The following is a 15,021-nucleotide window of genomic DNA, read 5'->3' on the forward strand; positions in this document are numbered from 1 at the left end:
CGCGGGCGCGGGCGGCTCGGGCGAAGTCGGCGCGGGCGCGGGCGGCTCGGGCGAAGTCGGCGCGGGCGCGGGCGGCTCGGGCGAAGTCGGTGTGGTGGGGGGTGGAGGTGTGGGGGTGGGTGGGTGCATGGCTCGGTGGGCTGTGGGGCCCCTCATGCGGCGGGAGACTCTGGTGGTGGCTGTCAGTAGGGGTGGGGCCGCTCGGTAGTTGGTGTGCAGAACCACTGTTTCGGCTGGGGTGCCGGAGACTCTGCGGAACGTTGACGGGAACGTTGTTGCCGCTGTGGGGTCTGCGCCTCGGAAGCCGTAGATCGAGGAGTCGGGGTCTGCGAAGGCCACCACCGGCTTTCCGCCTCCGGTCACCAGTTTCAGCAGCTCCATCTGGGCCGGGTCGGTCTCGGCCAGCTCGTCCACGTAGACGTGGGCCAGGCGGCGGCGCTCGGACTCCAGCAACGCCGGGTCGTCGGACAGCAGGCCGGAGGCTGCTCGGACCAGCTCTGCCGGGTCGTATGCCGTCGAACCCCGGGTTGTCACATCCCTCAAGGCCAGGACCGCCACATATTCCCTCAGGAAACGGGCCGCGGCCGGCCAGTCGTCCCGGCCCAGGCGCTCGCCCAGGCGGGCCAGCTCGACCGGGCCGACGCCCCGCTCCGCCGACCTCTGCATCAGGTCTCTCAGCTGCTGGGCGAACGCCCTGGTGGGCAGGGCCGGGCGTAGGGCATCCGGCCAGCCGATCTGGTCGGGGGCCTCCGGGTCGCCGACCGCGGACAGCAGCTCTCGGATGATCAGGTCCTGCTCGGGGCCGGTCAGCAGGCGGGGGGACGGCTCGCCCCGCTCGGCGGCGGCCCGGCGGAGGAGACCGAACGCGTAGGCGTGGAAGGTCCGGACCAGCGGCTCGTGGACTATGCGGCCGGGCTCGTCGGCCACCCGGGCCTCGATGCGGTCGCGCAACGCTGCGGCGCTGCGGCGGCCGAACGTGAGCACCAGGACCCGCTCCGGGTCGACGCCCTCGGTGATGCGGGCGGCGACCGACTCGACCAGGACCGAGGTCTTGCCGGTGCCGGGACCGCCGAGCACCAGCAGGGGGCCGGTGGTGTGGGCGATGACGCGGCGCTGGACCGGGTCGGCCGGCAGCTCGGGCAGCACCGGGCGGGGGCGCCGGACCAGGCGGTAACTCGCGGGCCGGCGCACCGGAGGAGTAGGGACCGGCGTGCTCACGGCATCTATGAGAGCACGCCGGTACGACGTTATTTCCGGCCAGCGGCCGCCCGGCCCGCTTCCGTGGTGACTTGTGGCGCGGATCGCACCGCGCGAGCAGCGAGCCGGAGCCGGGCGAAGAGGGTGAGCGGCAGGTGGCCCGGGCCAAAGCGAGGCAAGGTTGGCAAAGTAGGGCGAGGCTGCGCAAAGCCGGCAAGGCGTGACCGGGCCAAGGTAGGGCAGAGCAAGGCGGGGCGAGGTGGACCCGGGCAAGGTAGGGCGGAGGCGGAGCAAGGTGGGGTGAAGCGAGGTAGGGCCGGCTGGGACAAGGCAGGGTGGGTGGCCGGGACCACCGCATCCCGCCCGGCGGTCGCGGGGTGGCCTGGAGTGGGGCCTGCCTCGCGTGATGCCACGGGAGAGGTGGTTCGGCGAAGGGCCCCGGACTCGTACCGGAAGAGGCTATTGATCTGCGGGGCTGGCCGTTCCGGACGCCGCACCGGAAGGGGACCGCGGACCTGCCGCCAGCGTCGTCTCGATCAGGTTCACCGCCTCGGGGACCGTGCGGGCGACCAGCAGCAGGTCCATCGCCGCGGGGCGGACGAACTTCTGGTCGACCAGGGTGCCGAGCCAGGTGACCAGGCCGTCGTAGAAGCCGTCCGGGTCGAGCAGGATCAGCGGCTTGCGGTGCACGTCCAGGGTGGCGGTGGTCCAGACCTCGAACAGCTCGTCCAGGGTGCCGAGGCCACCGGGGAGGGTGATGAAGGCGTCCGAGCGGTCGATCATCACGGTTTTCCGGTCGGCCATGTCGCCGGTGATCACCAGCTCGCCGGAGGCCTCGTCGGCCACCTCCAGGTCGACCAGGCACTGCGGGATGATGCCGAGGGTGTGGCCGCCGGCCGCGCGGGCGCCTTCGGTGACGGTGCCCATCATGCCGACCCGGCCGCCGCCGGAGACCAGGGTGTGACCACGTTCGGCCAGGACCCGGCCGGTCTCGGTGGCCAGGTCGAGCCAGCGCTGTTCGAGGGTGGTGGAGGAGGCGCAGAAGACACAGATCGCGGCCAACGTCACTCCTGCTCGTGGGACTGGTCGGCGTCCATGATGATCCGGACGGCCTCGGCGACGTCGTCGGTGACCTGGATCAGGTCGAGGTCCGCGGCGCTGATCTTGCCGTCGTCGAGCATCCGGTGCTTCATCCAGTCCAGGAGGCCACCCCAGTACTCGGTGCCCATCAGGATCACCGGGAAGCGGGTCACCTTCTTCGTCTGGACCAGGGTGATCGCCTCGAACAGCTCGTCGAGGGTGCCGAAACCGCCGGGGAGGACCACGAAGGCCTGCGCGTACTTCACGAACATGGTCTTGCGGACGAAGAAGTAGCGGAAGTCGATGCCGACGTCGACCCAGTGGTTGAGGCCCTGCTCGAACGGCAGCTCGATGCCGAGGCCGACGGAGAGCCCGCCGGCTTCGGTGACACCGCGGTTGGCCGCCTCCATCACGCCGGGACCACCGCCGGTGATCACCGCGTAGCCCTGCTCGGCGAGGGCGGCGCCGAGGCTCTCGGCCAGCTCGCACTCGTAGCTGTCCGGAGCGCTACGGGCCGAGCCGAAGACGCTCACCGCGGGCGGCAGGTCGGCGAGGGTGTCGAAGCCCTCGACGAACTCGGACAGGATCCGCAGTGCTCGCCAGGCGTCCTTGGTCTTCCACTCGTCCCGGTTCTGCGAGTCGAGCAGTTTCTGATCGGCGGTGCTCGGCGGGATCGAGTCACGACGCAGGGTGACCGCCCCGCGGTGACGCTCCCGGGGTCGCCCGTTGGTGCTGTCCGTCATGCCACAAAGGTAGTGCGGCCGCTCAGCACCCGGTGAATAACCGGGTCGGTTTCGGTAAGAGGATTGCGAGCAGTCGACCTTTTTGCCAGATTGGAGCAACCAATCGGGCTCCCCACGAAGGAGCGGCCAACGTGACGAATCGACATCAACGCCTCAGGATGCAGCATCGGATCCGTCTGGTGCTGGAGGAGCGGCGTGCGGCTCGCGACGCCGAACCCGCTGTGGACCTGGAGGTGACGATGGAGATCCCGCCTCCACAGCGCGTGGTGGAGGGGTTCCCTTACGGCGCCAGCCAGCGGTAAAGGGTGGCCACGCCGTCGCGGATCTTGCCGATCTCGACGTGCTCGTCGGGCGCGTGCGCCAGCGACGGGTCGCCGGGGCCGTAGTTCAGGGCCGGGATGCCGAGGGCGGCGAACCGGGCCACGTCGGTCCAGCCCAGCTTGCCGGCCGGCTCGATGCCGACGGCGGCCATGAACTCGCGGGCCGGCGCCGCGTCCAGCCCGGGCAGGGCGCCGGGGGCCGAGTCGGTGACCTCCAGCTCGTAGCCCTCGAAGACCTGCTGCAGGTGGGCCAGGGCCTGCTTCTCCGAGCGGTCCGGGGCGAACCGCAGGTTGACGTCGACCACACACTCGTCGGGCACCACGTTGCCGGCCACCCCGCCGGAGATGCTGACCGCGCTCAGGCCCTCCCGATAGGTGCAGCCGTCGATGGTGACGGTCCGCGGGCGGTAGTCCTCCAGCCGGCGCAGCACGTCAGCGGCGGCGTGGATGGCGTTCACCCCGCGCCACGAGCGGGCGGTGTGCGCCCGGCGGCCCTTGGTGCGCAGCCGGACCCGCATGGTGCCCTGGCAGCCGGCCTCGACCGCGCCGTACGTCGGTTCGAGCAGCACCGCGAAGTCGCCGCGCAGCCACTTGGGGTGCTCGGCGGCGACCAGGTTGAGCCCGTTGAACTCGGACTCGATCTCCTCGGACTCGTAGAAGAGGTAGGTCACGTCGTAGATCGGATCGGGCAGCGTGACGGCCAGGTGCAGGGCGAGCGCGACGCCGCCCTTCATGTCCGAGGTGCCGCAGCCGTAGATCAGGTCGTCGACGACGGTGGACGGGAAGTTGCCGCTGATCGGGACGGTGTCCAGGTGGCCGGCGAGGATCACCCGCTGTTCGCGGCCCAGCTTGGTGCGCGCCATCACGGTGTTGCCGAGGCGGCGGACGCTCAGGTGGCTCACCGAGCGGAGGACGTCCTCGACGCAGTCGGCGATCACCTTCTCGTCGCGGGACACGGACTCGACGTCGACCAGGGCGCGGGTCAACACGACCGGGTCGACCAGCACGTCCGGGGTAAGCGGGTTGGCCATGTCCGCACCATACCGGGGTGTCGCGACGCTCCTGAGGGCTCATCGGGCCTCCGGTAGGGTTCGGGTCGTGGAAACCGCGATCTCGACCTCGCCCGCCTGGGGCATCGGCCTCGCCACCGTGACCGCTGAGGGTCAGGTGCTGGACACCTGGTTCCCGGCCGGGTTCCTGGGCCTCGGCGAGGAGCCCGCCGACCTGCCGGTGCTCCCGGCCGGGCTGACCGGCCCGAAGCTTCTGCCCGGATTGAGCACGGTCGAGGTCCGCACCGTGATCAAATCGCTGGCCGACCCGATCGCCGACGCGTCCGAGGCCTACCTGCGCCTGCACCTGCTGTCGCACCGGCTGGTCCGGCCGAACGAGCTGAACCTGGACGGCGTCTTCGGCAAGCTCGCCAACGTGGCCTGGACCTCGGCCGGCCCGGTGCCGCCGGAGAAGGTCGACGAGCTGCGCTTCCTGGAGCGCGCCGCGGGCCGTCAGCTCAGCGTCTTCGGAGTGGACAAGTTCCCGCGGATGACCGATTACGTGGTGCCGTCGGGGGTGCGGATCGCCGACGCCGACCGGGTTCGGCTGGGCGCCTACCTGGCTCCGGGCACCACTGTCATGCAGGAGGGATTCGTCAACTTCAACGCCGGCACGCTGGGCACCTCGATGGTCGAGGGCCGGATCGTGCAGGGTGTGGTGGTCGGCGACGGCTCGGACATCGGCGGCGGTTCGTCGATCATGGGCACCCTGTCCGGCGGCGGCAAGGCGAAGATCCGGATCGGCGAGCGCAGCCTGCTCGGCGCGAACGCGGGTGTCGGCATCTCGCTCGGTGACGACTGTGTGGTCGAGGCGGGCGTCTACATCACCGCCGCGTCGAAGATCGCACTGCCCGACGGTCGTGTGGTGAAGGCCATCGAGCTGTCCGGTGTGAACAATCTCCTGTTCTGGCGGAACTCGCTGTCCGGGGCGCTGGAGGCGAAGCCGCGCAAGGGCACCGGGATCGAGCTGAACAGCGCTCTGCACGCTAACGACTGAGTAGTGCATCGGCGGCCGCTGTTCTTACAGCGGCCGTCAGTGTCTCCAGGGTTGTCGACTTGATCCGCCAGTACTGCCAGTAGAGCGGGACGTCGAGGTAACGACCTGGTCGAATGTCTACGACATGTCCGCTTTCAATGGCATTTATGGCGTCCTGCTCGTAAAGCATCCCCCACCCCAGGCCGAGCCTCAGCGCCCGATTGAACGGCGCGGTCGCCGGGATGTAGTGGACCGGCGGGTCGTACCGGGCGGTCATGAACCGGTGCTGCAGCCGGTCCTTGCGGTTGTAGACGAGCACCGGCGCGGTGTGCAGATCACTCGCGTCGAACCCGGGTGCGGCCACCGCGAGGTACCGCATCACCCCGAGCCGCTCCACCCGGCAGCCCTGCACCGGCACGTGCTCGGAGGTCACCGCCGCCATCACGGCACCGCTGCGCAGCAGATCGGTGGTGTGTTCCTGGTCATCGGTGTGCAGTTCGAAGAGCACCCCGGGCATCTCGGTGAGCACCGGCAGGAACCAGCTGTCCAGCGAGTCGGCGTTGACCACCACCGAGAGACGGTGGGTGTCGGCGCCCAGTGCCTCCCGCTCCAGCAGCTCCACCTGGTGGGCGAACCGGAGCAGCGCCTCGCCGGCGGTGGTCGCCACGCACGGTTTGGCCCGGCGCACCAGCACCTGGCCGACGGTCTGCTCGAGCGCCTTGATCCGCTGGCTGACCGCGGACGGGGTGACGTGCAGCACCCGGGCCGCCGCCTCGAAACTACCCTGCTCGACGACCGCCTGGAAGGTCGTCAACTGCGTCTGATCCACGTTAGGGAAACTAATCCATCGTCAGAATGATTAGCTTCAGTTGTGCCGGGACGGACCTTAGCGTCAGGGCATGCTCTCCTCCGCCATCGCCGGATTCATCGCCTCGGCCGTCCTGATCATCGCGATCGGGGCCCAGAACGCGTTCGTCCTGCGCCAGGGCCTGCGCCGGGAACACGTACTCCCGGTGGTCCTGACCTGCGCTCTGTCCGATCTGGCCCTGATTTCCGCGGGCATCGCCGGGCTCGGTGCGGTGCTCAACGCGCACCCCGCGCTGATCACCGCGATCCGGTGGGCGGGAGCGGCGTTCCTGCTCGGTTACGCGGTGCTGGCGGCCCGCCGGGCGGTGCGCCCCTCGTCGATGGAGGCGGCGGCCCGGACGCCCACCACGCTGCGGGCCACTCTGCTCACCTGCCTCGCGCTGACCTACCTGAACCCGCACGTCTACCTGGACACGGTGCTGCTGCTCGGCTCGGTGGCACAGCAGCACCCGGACCGCTGGGCGTTCGGTCTCGGAGCCGCCGGCGCCAGCCTGACCTGGTTCTTCTCGCTCGGGCTCGGGGCCCGCTGGCTGGCTCCGGTGCTGGCCCGGCCGGCCGCGTGGCGGGTGCTCGACGGTTCGATCGCGGTCGTGATGGCGGTTCTCGGTGTGACCCTGATCGTGCAAGCTTGACTCTCAACCAGGTCGAGACACCAGGGTTCGGTGACGTGGAGAGTTTGACGGGCATCGGTGCGGCATCGCGGGCGAGTGGGCTCAGCGTCAGCGCGCTGCGGTTCTACGACAGTGCGGGCGTGCTGGTCCCCGCCGCGGTCGACCCGTCGACCGGCTATCGGCGCTACACCGGCGAGCAGGTCAAGGCGGCCCGGCTGATCGCCGGTCTGCGGCGGGTGGGCATGCCGGTCGCCGAGATCGCCGAGGTGGTCAAAGACCTTCCCAACCCTTCTGCGGTACGGGTGAGGTTGGACAACCACCTGACCAGGCTGGAGTCGGGGCTGGCCGACGCCAAGCGTGAGCTTCTCCGCCTGCACACCCTGATCGATCTGGAGGAGAAGCTGATGACCCGGGTCACGCTCAACGCTGCCGACCTGTCCGCCGCCCTGTCCTCGGTGATGTTCGCCGGGGCCGATTCCGCCGACCCCATCCCAGCCGGGGTGCTGTTCGAGACCGGCGACGGCACGGTCACGCTGGTCGCCACCGATCGGTACCGGATGGCGGTGGCCACCGCGCCCGCGATCGTGGAGGGCACAGCCGCCCGGCTGTTCCTGCCGCTGGCGTTCGCCGAGCGGCTGCGCGCGTTCCGTGGCGGGCCGATCGTCCTCGACCTGGACCCGGGGCTGGTCACCGCGCAGGCCGGCGACACGGTCGTCGAGGACGAGCCGATCGACATGGAGTTCCCAGACTATCAGCGGCTGATCAGTCCCGGCCCGGCGGCCCGGCGGATCACGGTCGGCACCGACGAGCTGCGCGAGCTGATCGCCACCGGGCCGGCGGTCGACCGGGAGTTCCCGCTCGCGGTCCTCAGCCTCGATCCGGCGGCCGGGCTGCGGGCCGTCGGCGCCGACGAGTGGGCCGCCGACACCGGCCGGCACATCGCGCTGAACCGGGAGTTCCTGCTCCAGGCGCTGGCCGCGGGCGGGTCCGGTCAGCTGGTGCTGGAGCTCGACGGGCCGGTCCTGCCACTGATGATCCGGCCGGTCGGCGCGGAGTCCCATTTCTCGCTACTCATGCCGGTGCGTCACTAGCGGATTCGGTGTGGACGCGGGTTCTGGTAACCGTTCAGCCACAGTCCGGCACCGGTCCTGGAAAGGCGGTGGGATCGAGTCGCTGCTGGGGATCGGTTCCCGCTACTTTCGGTCCGTGCGCAGCAACCGGCAGGGGGAAGAGCTCAACGCCGCGGCTACCGGCGCCTCCATGACCGGGTGGGAATTCGCCTGGCTGGACGGCCTGGCCGTGGCGTCCGAGCCGTCGTGGTCGTACCTGGAACTGGCCCGCCTCCTGGTGCGCCGGTCGTTCAGCGTGCTCGACCTCGACACCGGCGGCGGCGAGCTGCTCGCCGAGCTGGCCCCGCTCCCGCCGCACGCCGTCGCGGTCGAGACGTGGGCCCGCAACACACCCGCCGCCCGGGAGCGGCTGGCGCCCTTCGGGGTTCCGGTGCTCACCGAGATGCCGTCCGAGGAGAACGAGTTCGATCTCGTCCTCAGCCGGCACGGGCGGCTGCCCGCCGCCGACATCGCCCGTCTGCTCAAGCCCGGCGGCACGCTGCTCACCCAGCAGGTCGGCAGTGACGACCTGGCCGAGCTGAACACCGCGCTCGGCGCCCCGCCCCCGCATCCACGCCGCTGGGACGCCGAGGTCGCCGTCAACGCGCTGCAGGCGGCCGGGCTGCGGGTCACCGACGTGCGCGAGGAGCACCCGTTGCTCACCTTCCGCGACATCACGGCGGTCGTCCACCACCTGCGCACCGTGCCCTGGCAGATCAGGGACTTCACCCCGCTGCGGTACGAGCGGGAGCTGGCCCGGTTGACCGCCGTCATCCGGGCTCGGGGCGAATTCGCGGTGCGGGCCCACCGGTTCCTGGTCCAGGCCGAGCGCTCGACAGAGGCGTAAGGCGTAAGCCTCTTTCAGGGGAACGGTGTCGACACTTTCGGGTCCGTTCACCGGAAATTGTTCTGCACTCCCCGTGAAAACCGGGGACACCATTCACGTTCGACCCCGGATTTCGGCGGAATCGGGCGCTCCCGCACAGATCTTGACCGGGCCCGGGCTTGCCTCGCCGACCGATCGGTGCAGCCAGGACGTCATTGCTGGTCAAGCTCCGAACCCGCGATCTTCACCGGGCCCACGCTGATCGACATATCGGCCGTCTTCACCCCTCCGGGTTAGCCGGGACGGCCCGGTTCGGGCACCGTCCCGCCCGCAACAGGCCGACGGGTCGGCCGATCGCCGCCGTTCCCCCGGCTCCGCCATCTTTGTCGCAGCACCGGGTGACCTCGACGGCCCCGGGCACACCCGTTCAACGACGTGCACCCCGATTCAGTCGCTCCCGACTCGTCCGGGTGTCGCACTCGCATAAGCGTTCCCGGAGGAACATTCCCATGCGTAAATTCACCAAGCGCTCCGCCGCCCTTGCCGCCGCCGGTGTCGTGGCGATCGGTGGGGCCGGCGCCGCCTACGCCGCCTGGAGCCTCAGCGGATCCGGCAGCGCCTCGGCCTCGGCGGGCACCGTGGTACCGCTGGCGGTCACCGGTGCGAGCACGACTCCGCTGGTCCCGGGCAGCACCAGCGACGTGAAGATCACCGTCGTCAACAAGAACCGGTTCCCGGTCCTGATCAAGACGGTCGTGTTCGAGGGCTTCACCAGCAGCACGAAGAACTGCGACGGCCGGAACATCGAGCAGAACACGAAGGCCGGCATCCCCAGCGGGATCGTGGTCCCGGCCGCTCCCGCTAGCGGGTCGGTCACGTTCGACTTCACCTTCGCCAACTCGCTGGTGATGTCCAGCAACCCGTCGGAGGACTGCAAGAACGCCAAGTTCTCGTTCACCACCCGGGTCGGGGCGGAAAGCCATTCCAGCAGCGTCAGCAACCCGGGCGGCACCGGCAACCCCGGCGGCTCGGGCAACGGCGGCGGCTCGGGCAACGGCGGCGGCTCGGGCAACGGCGGCGGCTCGGGCAACGGCGGCGGCTCGGGCAACGGCGGCGGTCCGGGTAACGGCGGCGGCTCCAACCACCCGAAGAGCCTTCTCGGCGAGTCCGAGCCGGCGGCTTCCTGACCTTCTCGCGGGACCGGGGGCACCGTCCGCCTCCGGTCCCGTTCGTGTCTCGAGCAGAGAGGGGCGGAGCTGTGCGGAAAGCCAAATCGGCGCTGGCCGTGGTGATCGCGGTGGCGCTCGTCGCCGTCGGGGGCGCCGCCTGGGCCCTGTGGAGTGTCGGCGGGAAGGGCAACGCGACCGCGCGCGGCGGCACCGTGATCGAACTCCTCGCGGCGGGCCGCCCCGATCCCGGGACGCCGCTGTACCCCGGCGCCGGCCTGGACCTCCTGGTCATGGTCCGCAACGACAACACGTTCCCGGTGCGGGTGGACCGGATCCGGCCGGGTTCGGCCACCGCCACCGCCGACGACAAGCACCGGAAGGCGGGCTGCCTCCGGACCGGGGTCTCACTGAGCAGGCCGGTCTACAGCGTCGCCCTGGACATCGCCCCCGACTCCAGCGCCAACGTCCTGCTACCGGCCGCGGTCCGCATGACCGACGACTCCGACTCGGCCTGCCAGGGCGCCACCTTCACCCTGCCATTGACCTTGACCGGGCGCAGCGATGCGTAGCCGCCTCTCCACAGTCACAGCATTCGCCCGCCGCCACCTCCCGGCGATCACGGTCATCGGCCGCCGCCGACCTCCGGCCACCACCGGCGCCGGGAGCCGACTTCCGGTCGTCGCGGGACTTGGGCGTAGCCGGCTTCTGGCGGTTGCGGGCATTGTGGCCGTTCTCGCTGGGCTCGTGGCCGGCACCCGGCCTGAGGTGCGGCCGGTCGAGCGGGCCACCTATTCGTTCGAGGTGAACGGAACCTCCATGTCAGACCTGATTCCGGGCTCGGTCCGGCGAACCACGGTGACCATCAGCAACCCCTACCCGTTCGCGATCACGGTGCGGCGGATCGAGGCCCGGGTCGCCGGGAGTTCCCGATGGCGGTGCCGTCCGACCGGTACCAATCTGCGGATCGGGCCCTACCTCGGTCGGTTGCCGCTGTGGGTTCCGGCCCGAGGGCGGGCCACCGCCGGAGAGTTCGAGGTGCGAATGCCGGACACCGTCGCCGACGCCTGCCAGCGGACCACGTTCCGCCTCGCCTTCACCGCCCGAGCCGTCGAGACAAAGCCCCACAAAACCACCACCGCTTCCGCAGTACGCGTGAAACCCCGCACCGCACACGACGCCGACACAACTCGGGGTGCCGGGGTGGAGCGGTGAGGCGGCGTATCGGGGCGGGGATCGTCGTGGCCGGGGCCGTCGGAGTTGTCGCTGTGGGCAGCGGGCTCACCGCCTCGGCGAACTGGTCGGTGGGTACCGACTCAGGCGTCGCGATCACCGCCGGTGATCGCCTTCCGCGGGTTGCCGAGCCGAAGGTGGTGCTCACCGCGGATGGCGCGCCGAAGATCAGCTGGCGGGCGGTCCGGTTCTCGTCCGGAGCACCGGTCGGTGGATACGCCGTCTTCCGGCACACGCGCGACGACAAGGCCAGCAAGAACCGGGACCAGAGCAAGGCAGGCGGGGACCGGACGAAGACGGACGGGGACCGGACCGAGGAGACCCGCGGGGACCAGGCCGAGACGGGCGGGGATCAGGCCGAGAGCCGTGCGGACCAGACGGCGACGGGTGGGAACCAGAGCGCGGGCGGCGGGGGCGGGACTGAGGTCTGCCGGGTTCCGGCGGCCACGCTGAGCTGCGTGGATGGTTCGGTGCGGGCGGGGAGCACGGTGGCCTACACGGTTCGGGCGGTGGCCGGGCAGCGGTGGAGCGGGCCGAACGGGCCGCTCAGTGACCGGATCACCGTGCCAGCGGAGAAGACCCTGGATCAGGCCACCAGGAAGACCGAGGAGACCACGGCGCAGAAGCGCGATCCGGCCCAGGAGAAGAGCGCCGAACCGCGGAAGGACAGCGGCAGCGGGACCGGCGACGACGGGCCTCAGCCGAGCGCGTCGGTCACCCCGGGGCCGAGTGCCGAGCCGCCCGCGGCCAGTCCGCCGGCGCATTCGTCCCCGTCGCCGGATTCGTCATCGGCCGAGTCGTCCGGCGGAGGTGACGTCTAGCGATCCGGCTCCGCTGATCTTCCGAAGCGGTCACCCCGCGGGGGTAATCCGTATGGGCAGACCTGTCCGATTTATGCGCTGGAAGGGCGTACGGAAAACCGATCACATCGGACATCTCTATCGGGGAACGTTGTATGAGCGCCGAACCCGGCATCATTCTCACCGGCCTTCGAGGAGGAGCGAGCCGCATGCCCGAACTGAGCGAGACCCGCGCGGCTGCCGCTACCGAGGTTATTTCGTGAATCGGCGCGATGTCCTACCCGACCAGTACTTCGAGCTGGATCCCGCCGACCACGAGGAACCCACGTGGGAGGTGCGGCATCCCGGGCCGCGACGGCGGTTCGACCGCCGGGCCCGGATGATCCTCACCATCGCGGCGGTCGCCGCGCTGCTCGCGAATGCCGGGGCGGCCTGGGCGTACTGGCATTTCAACGGTTCGGCCCGCACCCACGCGGCGGCCGCGGCCAGTGTGGAGATCACGCTGACCGCCACCTCGGACCCGAGCCGGGCGCTGACCCCCGGTGACGTGGGCAACCTGACGGTGACGGTGACGAACCAGTACTCGAACCCGGTACGGATCACTTCGATCCTGCCGGCCACCGGGCGGATCGTCGCCGACCAGGTGCGCCGGGACGCCGGGTGCACCAACCCGCGGGTCGAGCTGACACGCAAGGAGTTCCCGGTGTCGTGGGAGGTGCCGCGGAACACGATCGGCGCGTTCATCCTGCCCAAGGCGCTGACGATGCGGGCCACCGGCCCGGCGTCGTGCAAGGGCGCGACATTCACCGTGCCGGTCCAGGCGAAAGCGGTCAGCTCCTGAAGGGCGAAGCGGTCAGCTCGTAGAAGGCGAAGAAGACGGCGAGAGCTACGAAGGCGAAGAGGCTTACGAAGGCGAAGAAGACGCCGAGATCGGGGCGAGAACGGTCGGCTCGGTGATGGTGACCCGCAGCAGCACCCGCGCCTCGACACCCTGCTCCTGCGGGTGCAGGTCGAAGGCGGGTGCCGCGTCGCCCGAGGCCTCGGCCATGTCGAACGCGACGGCCCGCATCATCGGCCGGTGCCCGCCGGTGTCGGCGTCGGCGATCTCGATGATCCGGTCCACCTCGGAACCGACCGCGGCGGCGTACTCCCGGGCCCGGTCGAGCGCGTCGGCCACCGCTTCCCGCCGCACGTCGGCACCGGCCCGGCTGCCCGGGCGCAGCTGCCACCACGGGCCGGAGACCGAGGTCAGGTCACCGGTGGCGAGCTGGGCGAGCAGTTCACCGAGCGGGTCGAAGTCGGTGACGGTGACAGTGGTGGTGACCGATCCGGAATAGGCCACGGCCTTCTCGCTGCGGCGTTTGAACTCCGGGTGCACCTGGATGCCGGTGGTCTCCCGGCGCTCGACGGCCGTACCGAAGCGGTCTAGCAGTTGATCGACCTCGGCCGCGCGCCGGGTGAGACGGGTGACCACCGCGGTCTTGTCCTTGTCGGTGGCGTTCACCGACACCGAGAACTGGGCCTGCTCCGGCGGCACCTCGCGGCGTGCCTCGCCGTGAACGCTAACGATCGTCTGGTCCACGGCGGGCACCCTCTCCAGGAAGAAAAGCCGGCGAGCTAGGCAGAGAACTCGGCGAGCCGGTCGGCGGCGGCCGCCACCCGCTCGTCGGTCGCGGTCATGGCGATCCGCACGTGTTTCGCGGCCGCTGGGCCGTAGAACGCGCCGGGCGCGGCGAGGATGCCGTGCCGGGCCAACCGGTCCACGGTGGTCCAGCAGTCCTCGTCGCGGGTCGCCCACAGGTAGAGGCCCGCTTCCGAGTGGCTGATCTCGAAACCGGCCTTGACCAGCGCGGACCGCAGGATCTCGCGCCGGGCGGCATAGCGCTCCCGCTGCTGCGCGACATGCTCCTCGTCGGTCAGCGCGGCGACCATGGCCGCCTGCACCGGCGCCGGGACGATCATGCCGGCGTGTTTGCGCACCGCCAGCAGCTCGGCGATCAGGGCCGGGTCGCCGCCGACGAAACCGGCGCGGTAACCGGCCAGGTTGGAGCGCTTGGAGAGCGAGTGCACCGCCAGCACTCCGGTGTAGTCGCCGCCGGTGACCTCGTCGGAGAGCACCGAGACCGGCGTGGTGTCCCAGCCCAGCGACAGGTAGCACTCGTCGCTGACCACGGTGACGCCGCGCTCGCGGGCCCAGGCGACCACCTTGCGCAGGTGCTCGACCGGGAGCACCTTGCCGGTCGGGTTGGACGGCGAGTTGATCCAGATCAGTTTGACCCGGGGGTCGGGGCCGATCGCGGTGAGCGAGTCGCTCCGGAACACCTCGGCGCCGGCCAGCTTCACGCCGACCTCGTACGTCGGGTAGCAGACCTGCGGGATGACGACCACGTCACCGGGCCGGACCCCGAGCAGGGTGGGCAGCCAGGCGACCAGCTCCTTCGAGCCGATGGTCGGCAGCACGCCGAACTCACCGGAGGCGCCGCACTCCCGGGCCAGCCAGCCCGCGATCGCGGCACGCAACTGCGGCGTGCCGGCGGTCAGCGGGTAGCCGGGCGAGTCCGAGGTGTCGGCGAGAGCCTGCCGGACGACCGCCGGGACCGGGTCGACGGGTGTGCCGACCGACAGGTCCACGATGCCGTCCGGGTGGGCCCGGGCGATCGTCTTGGCCGGCTCCAGCAGATCCCAGGGGAAGTCCGGCAGGGCCGACGACAGGGCGCTCAGTGTGCGTCCCCACGCGGCGGCTGGGCCAGGATGAACGTCGCGTCCTTGTCGATCTTGCCGACCTTGGAGGCGCCACCGGGCGAACCCTGGTCCTCGAAGAACTCGTAGTTCGCGTTCGTGTAGTCCTTCCACTGCTCCGGGACGTCGTCCTCGTAGAAGATCGCCTCCACCGGGCAGACCGGCTCACAGGCCCCGCAGTCGACGCACTCATCGGGGTGGATGTAGAGCATCCGGTTGCCCTCGTAGATGCAGTCGACCGGGCACTCCTCGATGCATGCCTTGTCGAGAACATCGAGGCAGGGCTCAGCGATGATGTAGGTCAC

Annotated in this window: 18 protein-coding genes; 10 read left to right on the plus strand and 8 right to left on the minus strand. The window is 70.6% G+C overall.

What is annotated here, in order from left to right; all coding sequences use genetic code 11:
- From Aco03nite_RS12220 to Aco03nite_RS12230, 3 genes are all read right to left on the minus strand, one after another.
- Positions 1–1,167 (minus strand): UvrD-helicase domain-containing protein (locus tag Aco03nite_RS12220; protein ID WP_239145091.1); only part of this gene is annotated, 1,167 nt, incomplete at its 3' end.
- A 489-nt stretch (positions 1,168–1,656) separates the two neighbouring features.
- Positions 1,657–2,259 carry an LOG family protein gene (locus tag Aco03nite_RS12225; RefSeq protein ID WP_203795166.1) on the minus strand — a complete coding sequence of 201 codons (603 nt, stop codon included), beginning with the start codon at positions 2,257–2,259 and terminating at the stop codon, positions 1,657–1,659.
- Between the two features lie 2 nt (positions 2,260–2,261).
- Complete coding sequence (locus Aco03nite_RS12230; RefSeq protein WP_203795167.1) at positions 2,262–3,020, minus strand: LOG family protein; 759 nt, start codon at positions 3,018–3,020, stop codon at positions 2,262–2,264.
- A gap of 158 nt (positions 3,021–3,178) precedes the next feature.
- On the opposite strand from Aco03nite_RS12230, the gene Aco03nite_RS12235 reads away from it, so the two are divergent.
- Positions 3,179–3,322 carry a hypothetical protein gene (locus tag Aco03nite_RS12235; protein ID WP_203795168.1) on the plus strand — a complete coding sequence of 48 codons (144 nt, stop codon included), beginning with the start codon at positions 3,179–3,181 and terminating at the stop codon, positions 3,320–3,322.
- On the opposite strand, the gene dapE is transcribed toward Aco03nite_RS12235, so the two are convergent.
- Entirely contained in the window at positions 3,301–4,371 is a 1,071-nt protein-coding gene (dapE, locus tag Aco03nite_RS12240; RefSeq protein ID WP_203795169.1) for a succinyl-diaminopimelate desuccinylase, read from the minus strand. The genes Aco03nite_RS12235 and dapE overlap by 22 nt on opposite strands.
- Before the next feature lie 67 nt (positions 4,372–4,438).
- On the opposite strand from dapE, the gene dapD reads away from it, so the two are divergent.
- On the plus strand, positions 4,439–5,386 hold the full coding sequence (dapD, locus tag Aco03nite_RS12245) for a 2,3,4,5-tetrahydropyridine-2,6-dicarboxylate N-succinyltransferase (protein ID WP_203795170.1): 948 nt from the start codon (positions 4,439–4,441) through the stop codon (positions 5,384–5,386).
- Here dapD and Aco03nite_RS12250 read toward each other — a convergent pair.
- Complete coding sequence (locus Aco03nite_RS12250; RefSeq protein ID WP_203795171.1) at positions 5,376–6,194, minus strand: LysR family transcriptional regulator ArgP; 819 nt, start codon at positions 6,192–6,194, stop codon at positions 5,376–5,378. The two genes, dapD and Aco03nite_RS12250, sit on opposite strands and share 11 nt — an antisense overlap.
- 70 nt (positions 6,195–6,264) lie before the next feature.
- On the opposite strand from Aco03nite_RS12250, the gene Aco03nite_RS12255 reads away from it, so the two are divergent.
- From Aco03nite_RS12255 to Aco03nite_RS12290, 8 genes are all read left to right on the plus strand, one after another.
- The gene (locus Aco03nite_RS12255) at positions 6,265–6,864 is read left to right on the plus strand and encodes a LysE/ArgO family amino acid transporter (RefSeq protein WP_203795172.1); all 600 of its coding nucleotides are present in this window, start codon (positions 6,265–6,267) and stop codon (positions 6,862–6,864) included.
- Positions 6,865–6,908: 44 nt separating this feature from the next.
- Positions 6,909–7,934, plus strand: a complete 1,026-nt coding sequence (locus Aco03nite_RS12260; protein ID WP_203795195.1) for a DNA polymerase III subunit beta family protein — start codon at positions 6,909–6,911, stop codon at positions 7,932–7,934.
- A 115-nt stretch (positions 7,935–8,049) separates the two neighbouring features.
- Positions 8,050–8,799 carry a class I SAM-dependent methyltransferase gene (locus Aco03nite_RS12265; RefSeq protein WP_203795173.1) on the plus strand — a complete coding sequence of 250 codons (750 nt, stop codon included), beginning with the start codon at positions 8,050–8,052 and terminating at the stop codon, positions 8,797–8,799.
- Positions 8,800–9,287: 488 nt separating this feature from the next.
- Positions 9,288–9,965 carry a hypothetical protein gene (locus Aco03nite_RS12270; RefSeq protein WP_203795174.1) on the plus strand — a complete coding sequence of 226 codons (678 nt, stop codon included), beginning with the start codon at positions 9,288–9,290 and terminating at the stop codon, positions 9,963–9,965.
- Positions 9,966–10,036: 71 nt separating this feature from the next.
- Positions 10,037–10,516 (plus strand): hypothetical protein, encoded by a 480-nt coding sequence (locus Aco03nite_RS12275; RefSeq protein WP_203795175.1) that lies wholly within the window; start codon positions 10,037–10,039, stop codon positions 10,514–10,516.
- Between the two features lie 247 nt (positions 10,517–10,763).
- The gene (locus Aco03nite_RS12280; protein WP_203795176.1) at positions 10,764–11,159 is read left to right on the plus strand and encodes a hypothetical protein; all 396 of its coding nucleotides are present in this window, start codon (positions 10,764–10,766) and stop codon (positions 11,157–11,159) included.
- Entirely contained in the window at positions 11,156–11,998 is an 843-nt protein-coding gene (locus Aco03nite_RS12285; protein ID WP_203795177.1) for a hypothetical protein, read from the plus strand. The genes Aco03nite_RS12280 and Aco03nite_RS12285 overlap by 4 nt, the downstream gene beginning before the upstream one ends.
- A 238-nt stretch (positions 11,999–12,236) precedes the next feature.
- Entirely contained in the window at positions 12,237–12,818 is a 582-nt protein-coding gene (locus Aco03nite_RS12290; RefSeq protein ID WP_203795178.1) for a hypothetical protein, read from the plus strand.
- A 63-nt stretch (positions 12,819–12,881) separates the two neighbouring features.
- Here Aco03nite_RS12290 and Aco03nite_RS12295 read toward each other — a convergent pair whose 3' ends face one another.
- Genes Aco03nite_RS12295 through fdxA form a run of 3 tightly spaced genes read right to left on the minus strand, consistent with a single transcriptional unit; the run spans position 12,882 to position 15,021 of the window.
- Complete coding sequence (locus tag Aco03nite_RS12295; RefSeq protein ID WP_203795179.1) at positions 12,882–13,559, minus strand: SIMPL domain-containing protein; 678 nt, start codon at positions 13,557–13,559, stop codon at positions 12,882–12,884.
- Positions 13,560–13,594: 35 nt separating this feature from the next.
- A complete protein-coding gene (gene dapC / locus Aco03nite_RS12300) occupies positions 13,595–14,698 on the minus strand; it encodes a succinyldiaminopimelate transaminase (protein WP_239145092.1) in 1,104 nt (367 codons plus the stop codon).
- Positions 14,695–15,021: a ferredoxin gene (gene fdxA, locus Aco03nite_RS52845; protein WP_239145088.1), complete on the minus strand. Its 327-nt coding sequence runs from the start codon at positions 15,019–15,021 to the stop codon at positions 14,695–14,697. Before fdxA ends, dapC begins: the two co-directional genes overlap by 4 nt.

Origin of the sequence: Actinoplanes couchii, from assembly GCF_016862075.1 — a bacterium.
Taxonomy (GTDB): Bacteria; Actinomycetota; Actinomycetes; order Mycobacteriales; family Micromonosporaceae; genus Actinoplanes; species Actinoplanes couchii.